General features: G+C 67.7%; 12 protein-coding genes. 5 read left to right on the top strand and 7 right to left on the bottom strand.

The window, feature by feature from the left end:
* Positions 1-27: 27 nt before the first annotated feature.
* Positions 28-420, top strand: coding sequence for a universal stress protein (locus AS031_RS15275; RefSeq protein WP_058269001.1), 393 nt, complete (start codon positions 28-30; stop codon positions 418-420).
* Between the two features lie 31 nt (positions 421-451).
* Here the strand turns inward: AS031_RS15275 and AS031_RS15280 are convergent, their stop codons facing one another.
* Complete coding sequence (locus tag AS031_RS15280; protein ID WP_058269002.1) at positions 452-1,321, bottom strand: fumarylacetoacetate hydrolase family protein; 870 nt, start codon at positions 1,319-1,321, stop codon at positions 452-454.
* A 189-nt stretch (positions 1,322-1,510) separates the two neighbouring features.
* Here AS031_RS15280 and AS031_RS15285 point away from each other — a divergent pair, with 189 nt between their 5' ends.
* A complete protein-coding gene (locus tag AS031_RS15285; RefSeq protein ID WP_058269003.1) occupies positions 1,511-1,771 on the top strand; it encodes a hypothetical protein in 261 nt (86 codons plus the stop codon).
* A 94-nt stretch (positions 1,772-1,865) separates the two neighbouring features.
* On the opposite strand, the gene AS031_RS15290 is transcribed toward AS031_RS15285, so the two are convergent.
* The 4 genes from AS031_RS15290 to AS031_RS15305 form a co-directional block, all read right to left on the bottom strand.
* Complete coding sequence (locus tag AS031_RS15290) at positions 1,866-2,102, bottom strand: hypothetical protein (RefSeq protein WP_058269004.1); 237 nt, start codon at positions 2,100-2,102, stop codon at positions 1,866-1,868.
* 163 nt (positions 2,103-2,265) lie between these two features.
* Positions 2,266-3,858, bottom strand: coding sequence for a histidine ammonia-lyase (gene hutH, locus AS031_RS15295; protein WP_058269005.1), 1,593 nt, complete (start codon positions 3,856-3,858; stop codon positions 2,266-2,268).
* 103 nt (positions 3,859-3,961) lie between these two features.
* On the bottom strand, positions 3,962-5,662 hold the full coding sequence (locus AS031_RS15300; RefSeq protein ID WP_058269006.1) for a urocanate hydratase: 1,701 nt from the start codon (positions 5,660-5,662) through the stop codon (positions 3,962-3,964).
* Between the two features lie 210 nt (positions 5,663-5,872).
* Positions 5,873-6,688: an IclR family transcriptional regulator gene (locus AS031_RS15305; protein WP_058269007.1), complete on the bottom strand. Its 816-nt coding sequence runs from the start codon at positions 6,686-6,688 to the stop codon at positions 5,873-5,875.
* Between the two features lie 177 nt (positions 6,689-6,865).
* On the opposite strand from AS031_RS15305, the gene AS031_RS15310 reads away from it, so the two are divergent.
* Positions 6,866-7,456 (top strand): DinB family protein, encoded by a 591-nt coding sequence (locus tag AS031_RS15310; protein WP_058269008.1) that lies wholly within the window; start codon positions 6,866-6,868, stop codon positions 7,454-7,456.
* A gap of 67 nt (positions 7,457-7,523) precedes the next feature.
* Here AS031_RS15310 and AS031_RS15315 read toward each other — a convergent pair whose 3' ends face one another.
* A complete protein-coding gene (locus AS031_RS15315) occupies positions 7,524-9,092 on the bottom strand; it encodes an HNH endonuclease signature motif containing protein (protein WP_058269009.1) in 1,569 nt (522 codons plus the stop codon).
* 243 nt (positions 9,093-9,335) lie between these two features.
* On the opposite strand from AS031_RS15315, the gene AS031_RS15320 reads away from it, so the two are divergent.
* Together AS031_RS15320 and AS031_RS15325 are read left to right on the top strand one after the other, a co-directional pair.
* Positions 9,336-10,823, top strand: coding sequence for an amino acid permease (locus AS031_RS15320; RefSeq protein WP_176716558.1), 1,488 nt, complete (start codon positions 9,336-9,338; stop codon positions 10,821-10,823).
* A 36-nt stretch (positions 10,824-10,859) separates the two neighbouring features.
* Positions 10,860-11,495: a LysE family translocator gene (locus AS031_RS15325; protein ID WP_058269010.1), complete on the top strand. Its 636-nt coding sequence runs from the start codon at positions 10,860-10,862 to the stop codon at positions 11,493-11,495.
* Between the two features lie 93 nt (positions 11,496-11,588).
* Here the strand turns inward: AS031_RS15325 and AS031_RS15330 are convergent, their stop codons facing one another.
* Complete coding sequence (locus AS031_RS15330; RefSeq protein WP_058269011.1) at positions 11,589-12,452, bottom strand: SDR family oxidoreductase; 864 nt, start codon at positions 12,450-12,452, stop codon at positions 11,589-11,591.
* Positions 12,453-12,475 lie beyond the last annotated feature (23 nt).

Here is a 12,475-nt window from a genome sequence, read left to right on the forward strand (position 1 = left end):
GACGGCGCGCAAAGACAAGGAGACTCCATGACCATCGTGGTGGGATACGTTCCGACCCCCGAGGGCGAAGCCGCCCTGACCCAGGCGATCGCCGAGGCCCGCAAGAGCAGCTCCACCCTGCTGGTGATCAATTCCTCCAGGGGTGATGCGCTGGTGGATAACCGCTACGCCCAGGAGCAGGACATCCAAAGCATCGAGGATCGTCTTGCCACCCAGGGCATCGACCACGTGATCAAGCAGCCGGTCCGTGGGCACGATGCCGCCGCGGAGGTCCTGGACGCGGCGGAGGAGCACAACGCCGAGCTGATCGTCATCGGCCTGCGCCGCCGCACCCCGGTGGGCAAGCTGATCATGGGCAGCGTCTCCCAGCGGATCCTGCTGGAAGCCGACTGCCCCGTCCTGGCCGTCAAGGCCGGCTAGCCCGGACGCGTGCCGGCTGTACCGCGCAGGCTCAGGAGCCTGCGCGGTACAGCTTTTGGCGTTGGCGGCCCAGCCCCGCGACTTCTGCCTCCACCACGTCCCCCGGCCGCAGGTACGGGAAGCGGCCGCTCAGCGCCACCCCCTCCGGAGTTCCGGTGATGATCACATCACCGGGCTCCAGCCGCATGTACTGGCTGCAGTGGTGCACCACGGTGGCCGGCCCGAAGATCAGCCCCGCCGTGGAGGAGTCCTGGCGGAGCTCCCCGTTGACCAGGCTCCGCAAGGTGAGGTTGCGGGCGTCGACGTCCTCCGCGGGAACCAGCCAGGGCCCAAGGGGCGTGGAACCGGGCAGCGTCTTGCCCTTGGTCCACTGCCCGCCCGCACCCGGAAGCTGGTACTCGCGCTCGGAAAAATCGTTGGCCGTGACGTAGCCGGCAATACAGGCAAGGGCGTCCTCTTCGGAGGCCAGGTAGCTGGCTTCGCGGCCGATGACGATGCCAAGTTCCACCTCCCAGTCGTATTTCCGGGAATGCGGCGGAACCGGTGCGGGATCATAAGGCCCGGCAACCGTATTGGACGGCTTGAGGAAAACCACGGGGACGTCCGGCGGGGCGGAACCGGACTCGGCAGCGTGGGCCGCATAGTTCATGCCGATGCCCACCACCGCTCCGGGCCGGGCCACCGGGGCGCCAACGCGCAGCGTCCCGGCATCCTCCAGGACCGGCAGGCTCCCCTCGGCCAGCGCATCCCGCACCCGGCCGAGTCCGCCGTCGGCCAGGAAGGAGCCGTCCACATCGGCGGTGAGGGGCAGGAGGCTGAAGTACCGGTCCGGTGCGTCGTGGGACGGGACCATGACTGCCGGCCGTTCCTTGCCGGCCTCGCCCAGGCGCATGATTCGCATGGCGGATCTCCTCGGGTGGTGGGGTCGGAGCCGGGCTTTCCGGCCCCTTATCCATGGTCGCCGATCCGGGCGGCGCCCCATGAACGGACGGTTTGTGACCAGCCCTCGGACAGCAGACATCTGACATCTGGACACTTCGCCGGGTAGAATGGCTTAGCCCTCCGGCAAGCACCACAGAAAGTTCAGCACATGAGTACAGCCACCCTGGAACGCCGTCCCGCCGCCGCCGGCCCCGCCGAAGCAGCCGCGAACCGGTCCATCGACCTGGAATTCTCCAGCGCCAGCGAAGTCCACGCCGGGCTCGAAGACGCCGTTGCCGAACTGATCAGCGTCGCCGCCCGGGACGCCGCCTGCGGGATCCTGGTGACGCGCCTGTACCCGGGACGCTACACGGTGGCCCTGGATGAATCGGTGCCGTTCGGCCAGACGTACGAGACCATCGCTGCCTGATTGCGGCAGCCCCGGCAGGTGCCGGGAACGCAAGAATCCCCGCCCTGCCTGAGGCAGGAGCGGGGATTTTGTTGTTCACGTTCTACGGGTACTGCTAGCTGCGGCGCACCTGCACGCCGTCGGATTTAAGGAAGAGCTGCTTCTCTGCCGGTCCGGCCGGCACCAGCCACAGGACGTTCCCGCTCTGGGACACCTCTTCCACCTCTCCGGCGGCTACCACATGCGCATGCTTCATGATCTCGACCCGGTCGCCCACCTGGAGGGATTTCCAGTCGGAGACTGTGGCGGAATGGGCATGGCGCCTCGACAGGACTGCCCCACGTGCTTTCATTTGAACTACTACCCCTTTGTATGCGTTCTGCCGTCACAGCGTCTTCGGTGTGACTTTCACTACACCTTCAGTTCTACTACAATTCGCGACCCACCGTTGGCAGTGTCGGCCAAAATTCCAACAGGTGGACGCGGAGTGCAGTGGAGCTGAAGATCCTTCGGCGTCAGGCCAGGGTTCCGACGGCGGATTCGGCCGCCCGCAACACGTCACCGGACGCGACCAGCCGGTCAGCCGCTTCGAGTTCGGGTGAGAGGAACCGGTCAGTGCCTGGCCCGTCCACCACTGCCCGCAGCGCCTGGACGACGGCGGCACCGGCAGCACCGGGCACCAGTTCGCCGCCGGAGAGCTGGGTGCGGATGTCCAGCGCGCGGGCCGACGTCACCAGTTCGATGGCGAGGACACGGCGCAGGTTCTCCACGGCCTTGCGCAGCTTCCGTGCGGCGTGCCAGCCCATGGAGACGTGGTCCTCCTGCATGGCCGAGCTGGGGATGGAGTCCACGGACGCCGGAACAGCGAGCCGCTTGTTGTCCGAGACCAGCCCCGCCTGGGTGTACTGCGCGATCATCAGGCCGGAATCAACGCCGGGGTCCGAGGCCAGGAAGGCCGGCAGCCCGTGTGACCGGGCCGGGTCCAGCATCCGGTCCGTCCGGCGCTCGGCGATGGAGCTGAGGTCGGCGACGGCGATGGCCAGGTAGTCCAAAACGAAGGCCACGGGTGCGCCGTGGAAGTTGCCGTTGGAGCTGACCCGGCCGTCCGGCAGGACCACCGGATTGTCGATGGCAGCGGCCAGTTCGCGGGTGGCCACCAGTTCGGCGTGGTCCACGGTGTCCCGGACGGCGCCGGCCACCTGCGGGGCGCAGCGCAGGGAGTAGGCGTCCTGGACGCGGGAGTCCCCCACTCGGTGTGAGGCGACGATCGGTGAACCGGACAGGACCCGCAGCATATTGTCCGCGCTGGCGGCCTGGCCGGGGTGCGGCCGCAGCGCGGCGTGCAGTTCGGGCAGGAACACCTGGTCGGTGCCCAGCAGCGCCTCGACGCTGAGCGCGGCGGTGATGTCCGCCGTCGTGAGCAGCCGGCGAAGGTCCGCGATGGCCATCAGGAGCATGCCCAGCATCCCCTCGGTGCCGTTGACCAGCGCCAGCCCTTCCTTTTCGGCAAGGGTGACCGGCTCAATGCCGTGTTTCGCCAGCAGCTCGGCGACAGGTGGCTGTCCGTGTCCGCCGTACGTGGCGCCGTCGGGCCCTTCCGCTTCGCCTTCACCCATCAGCACCAGCGCGCAGTGCGAAAGCGGGGCGAGGTCGCCGGAGCAGCCGAGGGAACCGAATTCGCGGACCACGGGCGTGATGCCGGCGTTGAGGACGTCCACCATGGTCTGCAGGACGACAGGGCGGACGCCGGTGCGGCCGGAGGCCAGGGTCTTGGCGCGCAGGAACATGATGCCCTGCACCACTTCGCGTTCCACGGCCGGTCCCATGCCGGCGGCGTGGCTGCGGATCAGGGATTTCTGCAGCTGGGTGCGCAGCTCGTTGGGGATGTGCCGGTTGGCCAGGGCGCCGAAGCCGGTGGAGATGCCGTAGGCGGGGGTGTCGCTGGAGGCCAGGCTGTCGATGTGGGCGCGGACCTTGGCGACAGCTTCCAGGGCTTCCGGCGCGATGGCCACCTTGGCGTCGTGGCGGGCGACGGCGAGGACATCCTCGGGCGTGACTCCCGCCGATCCGAGGGTGACGGTGAGTGGTTCGTGGGTTGTGATGGTCATGATTCCTACTTCGGTGGTTGCTCCCAACTAGGTAGCAGTAAATGTCGTTCTGAGCCTTCAAAACGACATCTACTGCGACTCAGTTGGGTTAGCGGGATGTCAGTTAGTTGGTTTCGTTCATCGGGATGCGGACGCCGCGTTCCGTGGCGACGTCGGCGGCGCGGTCGTAGCCGGCGTCGACGTGGCGGATGACGCCCATGCCGGGGTCGTTGGTGAGGAGCCGTTCGAGCTTTTCGGCGGCGAGGTCCGTACCGTCGGCCACTGACACCTGGCCGGCGTGGATGGACCGGCCGATGCCGACGCCGCCGCCGTGGTGGATGGACACCCAGGTGGCCCCGGAAGAGGTGTTGAGCAGGGCGTTCAGCAGCGGCCAGTCGGCAATGGCGTCCGAACCATCGGCCATGGCTTCGGTTTCCCGGTACGGGGAGGCGACGGAGCCGGAGTCCAGGTGGTCGCGGCCGATCACGATGGGCGCCTTGACCTTGCCTTCCTTGACGAGCTGGTTGAACAGCAGCCCGGCCTTGGCGCGTTCGCCGTAGCCCAGCCAGCAGATGCGGGCGGGCAGGCCCTCGAACTCCACCCGGTCCTGGGCGGCGTCGATCCACTTATGCAGGTGCTTGTTCTCGGGGAAGAGTTCCTTGATGGCTTCGTCGGTGACGCGGATGTCCTCCGGGTCGCCGGAGAGCGCCACCCAGCGGAAGGGGCCAAGGCCTTCGCAGAAGAGCGGGCGGATGTAGGCGGGGACGAAGCCGGGGAATTCGAAAGCGCGGGCGTAGCCGCCCTTGCGGGCCTCGTCGCGGATGGAGTTGCCGTAGTCGAAGACCTCGGCGCCGGCGTCCTGGAATTCCACCATGGCCTGCACGTGGCGGGCCATCGAGGCCTGGGCCTTCTTGGTGAATCCTTCGGGATCCGCCTCGGCTTCGCGGTGCCATTCGGCCACGGAGATGCCCTCCGGCAGGTAGGACAGGGGGTCGTGGGCGCTGGTCTGGTCGGTGACGACGTCCACGGTCAGCTCGCCGGCCTTGTGGCGGCGCAGCAGTTCCGGGAAGACCTCGGCGGCGTTGCCTACGTAGCCCACGGACCAGCCGCGGCGCTCTTCCTTGGCCTTGAGTACCTTGGCGATGGCGGCGTCGAGGTCTGTTTCCACCTCGTCCAGGTAACGCTTGCCGGCGCGGCGGCGCAGGCGGGTCTCGTCGACGTCGACGATCAGGCAGGCACCGTCGTTCAGGGTGACGGCCAGCGGCTGGGCGCCGCCCATGCCGCCGCAGCCGCCGGTCAGGGTCAGGGTTCCGGCAAGCGGCCCCTCGGTGGAGCCGTCCCGGAGTTTGCGTCCGACGGCGGCGAAGGTTTCGTAGGTGCCCTGCAGGATGCCCTGGGTGCCGATGTAGATCCAGGAACCGGCAGTCATCTGCCCGTACATCAGCAGACCCTCGGCCTCGAGCCGGCGGAATTCGGGCCAGGTGGCCCAGTCGCCCACGAGGTTGGAGTTGGCCAGCAGGACCCGCGGAGCCCATTCGTGGGTGCGGAAGACGCCCACCGGCTTGCCGGACTGGACCAGCAGGGTTTCGTCCTTTTCCATGGTTTCCAGGGTGCGGGTGATGGCGTCAAACGCAGCCCAGGAGCGGACGGCCCGGCCGGTGCCGCCGTAGACCACCAGGTCATCGGGGCGCTCGGCGACCTCGGGGTCCAGGTTGTTCATCAGCATACGCAACGGCGCCTCAGTCTGCCAGGACTTGGCGGTGAGCTTGGCGCCGCGGGCTGCTTTGACCGGGCGGGCACCGGTGGTGAAATCGGCGGGTGCCATGATGGCTCCTTTTCAATCGTGGTGGTTGTTCAAAAGTCGGGGAGGGAAAGATCTTCTGTATCTACTAAAGCCCTTTGGAGACGGGCCATACAGGGGTTTCAGAGGGGTACTGTCCGGCATTCCAGACACTCCCACCCCCTGCGTTGCTTTATCACTTTGAGTCCCTAAAACCCTGTTTTAGGGACTCAAAGTGATAGGGCAACGGTGGTTTTATTTCACGGGGCGCCCATGGAGGCGGACGGACAGTTCGTCGGCGACCTTCTGCACCCGGGCGGCCAGGACGGGCCACTCCCCGGCAGATAGCTTGCCCTCCAGGAACGTGACGGCGACGGCGGCGGTGGGCCAGCCGAGATGGTCCGTTACTGCTGCGGCGATGGACCCGAAGCCCGGCGTCACCTCACCATGTTCGGTGGCGTAGCCGCGTTGCCTGACCTGGTCCAGGTGGGAGGACAGGGCCGAGTACTTCATGATGGGTGATTCGGTTTCATGCCTGGCCGTGAAGGCGGCGGCGTTCGGGTACAGCGCCCGGACCTGGGACTTTGGCAGGGCGGCGAGTATGGCGCGGCCGCTGGCGGTCAGGTGGCTGGGCAGCCGGACCCCGACGTCGGTCACCAGGGAGGGGCGGTTCTTGGCCCGCTCCTCCACGATGTAGAGCACGTCCCGTCCATGGAGCACCGCCAGGTGGGCGCTCTCCCCCAGCGCATCGACCAGGGAGGCCAGCAGGGGCCGGCCCAGCCGTGAGAGGGGTTCCTGGCGGGAGTACGCCGAACTCAGCTCGAACGCACTGATGCCCAGGCCGTACCGCTGTTCTTCGTGCAGGTGCATGACGAACCCGTTCGCCTCCATGACTCCCAGCAGGTGGTACACGCTGGACCGCGGGAGCCCCAGCGTCGAGGCGATCTGGGATGCGGCCATGGGTCCGCGCCGTGAGGCCAGCAGTTTCAGGATCCGCAGGGTGTTCTCCGCCGCCGGCACCTTGGACGTGGCTCTGGCATCGCGGCCCGCCTGTGTTGCCTGGGTGGCCATCGCATTCCTCCTTCCGGGAACCGCGGCTGTGTCCGGTATCCCGTACTCCAGTGTGGACGTTCCCCTGGTTCAGAAGATGGCGCTTCCTTGGCCTTGTGTCCGGTATACCAGACATATGCTTCCGATGGTTGTTTCTTTGGTGCCTTTTGCATCGCAGGCTTCGGTAGAGTCCGGACCATGGACGGGAAAGAAACACTGCACCGGTACCTGCGGATACGACGGGACAACCTGCTGGGCAAACTTGATGGACTGAACGAGTACGACATGCGCCGGCCCCTCACGCCCACCGGCACCAACCTGTTGGGCCTGGTCAAACATGTTGCCAGCGTGGAGCTGGACTACTTCGGCGCGGTGTTCGGCCGGCCCAGTGGGCGCCACCTGCCCTGGCTCGATGACGATGCCCGCCCGGACGCGGACATGTGGGCAACGGCCGGGGAGTCAGTGGGAGACATCGTCGAGCTCCACCATTTCGCCGCGGAGCACAGCGACGCGACCATCGAAGCCCTGCCCCTCGACGCTCCGGGGACCGTGCCCTGGTGGCCGGAGGAGCGCCGCCAGGTAACCCTCCACCAGATCCTCGTTCACATGGTTGCCGAACGTGCGCACCACCTGGGCCACGCAGACATACTCCGCGAAATGATCGACGGAACCGCAGGCCAGCGGCCTGGCGACCCGAATCTGACCTCCAGGACGCCGGAAGAGTGGACCGCCCACAGTGCCGAAATCGAAGGGGCAGCGCGCGACGCCGCAGGCACCTGGCAGAAGTAATCACAGCATGGCCGGCGTTGCATCTTGAAGCGTCAGTGCTGCGAACGACCCAGTGTCCTGGCGTTGGTCAGGTGTGGGTGTTGAGGTATTGGTTGAGGGCGTCTTCCCAGGGGGATCCGCGGTGGCGGGTGATGTCGATGGCGCCGGTCGCTGCCGGTGGCGGCCAAGGGGCGTGCGGGTGGTGTGGGGGTGGCCGGTGGGGTGGTTCCCAGTCCTGGTGTTCGCTTTGGTAGTGGCGGCCGGTGGGTGAGGTCCAGCCCGGTGGTGTGGTTTTGGTGGCGGGGGTGGGTTTCCAGGCGGTGGTGTGGCGGAGCCTGTGGTGTTTCGGGCAGGGTTGTCCCAGGTTGCTGATCCCGGTGGTGCCGCCGTTGGCCCAGGCGAGGAGGTGGTCGGCGTCGTTGTCCAGGGAATGGTTGCTGCAGCCGGGGAACGGGCATCTACCGTCGCGCAGCCGCAGCCAGGCCCGCATGGCTTTGGTGAGCCGGTAGCTGGTGCGGCCGATTTCCAGCGGCGCCCCGTCCCGGGGGTCCACCAGGACCCGGTAGAACGAGTCTGCCCCGCCGGCCACCAGGTTCCGCGCCATCGAGGGCGGGATGGGACCGTACCCGTCCAGGACCGCCGGCTCGTCGGTCAGGCCCATGAGTGAGAGCACCGGCACGGTCACCAGCACCTGCGCCCGGACCGGCCCGTGCACCCCGCCCGTACGGGTACCGGTGATGGCACGGGTGCCGCCGCTCTCCTGGCGGGTGCGGTCAAGGCTGGTGGGTTCAGGGCGGGTGTGGGTGGGGCGGGGTGCGGGGTGGGTGGCGAGCAGGGCCGTGGTGTAGGTGTCGGCGCGGAGCTGGGTGAGGGTGCGCCGCTCGTGCGGGCCCTGCAGGGCGCGGGCTTCGGAGGTGAGTCGGTCCCAGACCGCCGAAGCCTGGTCAGCCGGCAGGTACGCGGTGAGCCAGGCCATCCCGTCCCGGTCCGGGCGGTACTCCACCCGCCGCTCCGCCACCCCCTTGGCGTGCCGGGCCTCGATGCTTTCGGTGTGGTGGCGTTCGCGCCAGGTCCGGGCCTTGACCCGGAACCGATGCGCCGGCAACTCCCCCACCCGGCACCCCCGCGCAGGGTTGTTAGCGTCCGGATCCAGGAAGTGCGCTTCCAGCGCGGCCGTGCCCGCGGTGTCCAGTCCGGCCGTTTCGTCGGCCATCACCAGGGCGTGCTGCCAGGACAGGTCCCCGGCCTGCAGCCCCGCCAACGTGCGGGGCAACGTCGTGACCACGGCGTGTGCGGTGGCCAGGAACGATGCCGCGGCCCGCGGCCCCAACGCCAGGACACAGCCGATTTCCGCCGCGGCCGACATCTCCTGCACCTGCGCCGGCACCCCCGGCCCCGCAACCACCGCGGCACTCTCAGCGTACGCGACCGCTGCCTTCGCCTTCACCCCCGCGACCCGCGCCTCAACCGCCCGGGCAGCAGCCAGGATGTCCAAGCACACGCCCGCCAGAGCAGCCAACGGATCAGCCACCGCACCCCGCCCGGCAAACGACCCGCAACCGGCACCATCCACCAAGGCACCGCCTACCTCCGCGTCCAGCACGGCAAGGGCAGCCCGGATCTCCTCGAACGCCCTCACCACCGCCGCTGTCCCCATAACCCCACTATGGCAAAGGGGTACGACAATCAGAGCCGACGCCGGGTTTCGACTGGAACAGCCACCGCAACGCGCCCACCAACCCGGTTTCGACAATCTCAACCACCGGAAAGGGCAACCGGATCTACGCCGCCCGGACAGTCTGAGATCAAAGACACCAAGGGCGCGTGAGCCGCATCACGGCGGGCCCGAAAATGGTCTGCTGGTTAGCGGCTCCCCTCCCAAAGACGAGAAGGTAAGTGTATGCAGCAAGCACCATCCCCAACCCGGAACCACAGCGGCACCGGTCCCCAAACGCCCGCAGCCGCCGTCGGAGGCGTCCTGAACCGAGGCCTGAACGTCCGGCACATCCGGTTCATGGCCCTGGGATCAGCCATCGGCACCGGGCTCTTCTACGGCTCGGCTTCAGCCATCCAGAAGGCGGGCCCCGCTGTCCTGCTGGCGTACATGATCGGCGGCGCCGCGGTGTTCATGGTGATGCGCGCCCTCGGCGAAATGGCGGTGCGGCACCCCGTCTCCGGCTCCTTCGGCCAGTACGCGAGCCGCTACCTGGGCCCGTTGGCCGGTTTCGTGACCGGCTGGACCTACGTGTTCGAGATGGCCATCGTCGCGATCGCCGACGTCACCGCCTTCAGCATCTATATGGGCTTCTGGTTCCCGCAGGTGGACCGTTGGATCTGGATCCTGGCGGTCATCTGCTTCCTGGCCGCCCTGAACCTCCTCAGCGTGAAGGTCTTCGGCGAGCTGGAATTCTGGTTCTCGCTGATCAAGGTGGCGGCGATCATCGCGATGATCGCCGGCGGCGCCGCCATCATCGCCTTCGGTTTCCAAACGGGCGGTTCCAGCGTTGCCCCGGGCCTGGGCAACCTGGTTGAGCATGGCGGCCTGTTCCCCAACGGATTCGGCGGACTCCTGGCCTCCTTTGCCGTGGTGATGTTCGCCTTCGGAGGGATCGAGACCCTGGGCATCACCGCCGGCGAAGCGGCCGACCCCAAGAAGGTCATCCCCAAGGCCGTCAACACCGTCCCGGTCCGCGTCCTCCTGTTCTATGTCCTCACCCTGGGCGTGCTCATGAGCCTCTTCCCATGGAACGAAGTGGGCACCAACGGCAGCCCGTTCGTCCAGATCTTCAGCGGCCTGGGCATCCCGGCCGCGCCGCACATCCTCAATGCGGTAGTGATCACAGCGGCCCTGTCTGCCATCAACAGCGACATTTTCGGTGCCGGCCGCATCCTCTTCGGCCTGTCCCGTCAGGGCCACGCGCCCGGTGCGTTCGGCAAAATCTCCCGGCACGGGGTGCCCTGGATGACGGTGGTCATGATGACCGCGATCCTGCTGGTGGGCGTGGTCCTCAACGCCGTCATTCCCGAGGATGTCTTCCTGGTCATCGCCTCGATCGCCACCTTCGCCACCGTGTGGGTCTGGGTCATGATCCTCGCCTCCCACGTGGCCATGAAACGGGAAATCGCGCGCGGCGGACTGCCGCCGTCAGAGTTCCCGTCGCCATGGTGGCCGGCGGCGTCCGTCCTGACCATCGCCTTCATGGCCCTGGTGATCGGCGTGCTGGGCGCGTTCGAGGACACGCGGATCGCGTTGTACGTCGGCGCGGCCTGGCTGGGGCTCCTGGTCCTGGGCTACCGTCTCTGGGTCAAGGGTGACGGACGACGGCGGGCCCACCTTGAGGACGAAACCTCACCGCTTCCGGTGGTCAAGCCAGCCCGACACAACTGACGCGCCTAGAGGACTTCCCCGGGGCTAAGATCAGGCATGGTTCCTGCCTCAAACCTGCTGGCCTTCTCGCTGGCATCGGTAGTGTTGATCGCTGTGCCCGGCCCGAGCGTCCTGTTTGTCATTGGCCGCGCCCTGGCTTTGGGCTGGAAGGGCGGCGTCCTGACGGTCCTGGGAAATGCCTGCGGGCAACTGCTCCAGGTGGTGGCCGTGGCCCTGGGCGTCGGCGTCCTGGTGGCGCAGTCCCTGCTCCTGTTCAGCGCCGTGAAGTTTGCGGGCGCGGCGTACCTCGTCTACCTCGGCGTCCAGGCCATCCGGCACCGGCACAGTCCGGCCGGTCCGCGGGGCAGGGTAACTGACGGACGGCCCTGGCGGCTTGTGGGCGAGGGTGCTGTGGTGGGTGCCACGAACCCCAAATCCGTGGTGTTCTTCGTGGCGGTGCTGCCCCAGTTCGTCGACTATCCGGCCGGTTCCATTCCGCTCCAGATGGGAGTCCTCGGCACGGTGTTCCTGCTGATTGCCGTGGTGTCGGACAGCCTCTGGGCGCTTGCCGCCGGAACGGCACGGCAGTGGTTCGCGCGCTCGCCGCGGCGGGTTTCCACCGTGAAAGCGACAGGCGGGGTGTTAATGATCGGTCTCGGCGGCACTTTGGCCCTGACAGGCAGCAAGAACTAAAAGCACGGAAACGGCAAAGGTGCCCGGCCCCAACGGAGCCGGGCACCTTCCCTGGTTCACGGGCCCGGGGGTCCCCCGGGGCCAAGGCGCTTCCTAGGCCGAGGCGGCGGCGGCCCGGACCGCGTCGGCGAGTGACGTCGTCGGGCGCCCGATCAGCTTCTGCAGGTCGCCGCTGCTCACCAGGAGGTCCCCGCGGGCGATACCCAGGTCCGAGTCGGCCAGGATTTCCGCGAAGGCCCCGGGAACGCCAACCTGCGTGAGGAGGCCGGCGTACTCGCCCCCGGGCATGTTGTTATAGCTGATCTCCTTGCCGGTGGCCGCGGTGATCTCGGCGGCCAGCTCAGCCATGCTGAACGCGCTGTCCCCGCCCAGTTCGTAGACCTTTCCGGCCTGGTCCTCGGCCACCAGGACGGCAGCCGCTGCCTGGGCGTAGTCCTGCCGCGTGGCTCCGCTGACCTTGCCGTCCCCGGCGCTGCCTGCAATGGCGCCCTGGGCAAGGGTTCCGGGCAGCTGTTCCGTGTAGTTTTCGAGGTACCAGCCGTTGCGCAGCAGCACGAAGGGGACGCCGGAGGCGCGCAGGAGTTCCTCCGTTGCCTTGTGCTCGTCCGCGAGCAGCATGGCGGTTGTGTCTGCGTTGGCGATGCTGGTGTAGGCCAGCAGTTCCACGCCTTCCGCCTTCGCGGCGTCGATGACGGTCCGGTGCTGTTCCACCCGCTGGCCCACCTCGCTGCCCGAGATCAGCAGCACGCGGGTGGCACCTTTGAGGGCTGCTGCCACGCTGGCGGGATCGGAGTAGTCGATGGAGACCACACGGATGCCTTTGGCCGCGAAGTCCGCGAGCTTGTCCACGGAGCGTCCGGCGGCAACAATGCCGGAGGCGGGAACGTTGCGTTCCAGGAGTGCTTCGAGGACGTGGCGGCCCAAGTGTCCGGTGGCTCCGGTAACGACGATGCTCATGGCGTGGTTCCTTTCGGGAAGTT

The organism is Pseudarthrobacter enclensis, assembly GCF_001457025.1.
GTDB lineage: Bacteria > Actinomycetota > Actinomycetes > Actinomycetales > Micrococcaceae > Arthrobacter > Arthrobacter enclensis.

Excerpts from the sequence above, each read along its gene's own strand:
- AS031_RS15275 (WP_058269001.1), top strand. The coding sequence starts at position 28 with ATGACCATCGTGGTGGGATACGTTCCGACCCCCGAGGGCGAAGCCGCC.
- AS031_RS15280 (WP_058269002.1), bottom strand. The coding sequence starts at position 1,321 with ATGCGAATCATGCGCCTGGGCGAGGCCGGCAAGGAACGGCCGGCAGTC.
- AS031_RS15285 (WP_058269003.1), top strand. The coding sequence starts at position 1,511 with ATGAGTACAGCCACCCTGGAACGCCGTCCCGCCGCCGCCGGCCCCGCC.
- AS031_RS15290 (WP_058269004.1), bottom strand. The coding sequence starts at position 2,102 with ATGAAAGCACGTGGGGCAGTCCTGTCGAGGCGCCATGCCCATTCCGCC.
- hutH (WP_058269005.1), bottom strand. The coding sequence starts at position 3,858 with ATGACCATCACAACCCACGAACCACTCACCGTCACCCTCGGATCGGCG.
- AS031_RS15300 (WP_058269006.1), bottom strand. The coding sequence starts at position 5,662 with ATGGCACCCGCCGATTTCACCACCGGTGCCCGCCCGGTCAAAGCAGCC.
- AS031_RS15305 (WP_058269007.1), bottom strand. The coding sequence starts at position 6,688 with ATGGCCACCCAGGCAACACAGGCGGGCCGCGATGCCAGAGCCACGTCC.
- AS031_RS15310 (WP_058269008.1), top strand. The coding sequence starts at position 6,866 with ATGGACGGGAAAGAAACACTGCACCGGTACCTGCGGATACGACGGGAC.
- AS031_RS15315 (WP_058269009.1), bottom strand. The coding sequence starts at position 9,092 with ATGGGGACAGCGGCGGTGGTGAGGGCGTTCGAGGAGATCCGGGCTGCC.
- AS031_RS15320 (WP_176716558.1), top strand. The coding sequence starts at position 9,336 with ATGCAGCAAGCACCATCCCCAACCCGGAACCACAGCGGCACCGGTCCC.
- AS031_RS15325 (WP_058269010.1), top strand. The coding sequence starts at position 10,860 with ATGGTTCCTGCCTCAAACCTGCTGGCCTTCTCGCTGGCATCGGTAGTG.
- AS031_RS15330 (WP_058269011.1), bottom strand. The coding sequence starts at position 12,452 with ATGAGCATCGTCGTTACCGGAGCCACCGGACACTTGGGCCGCCACGTC.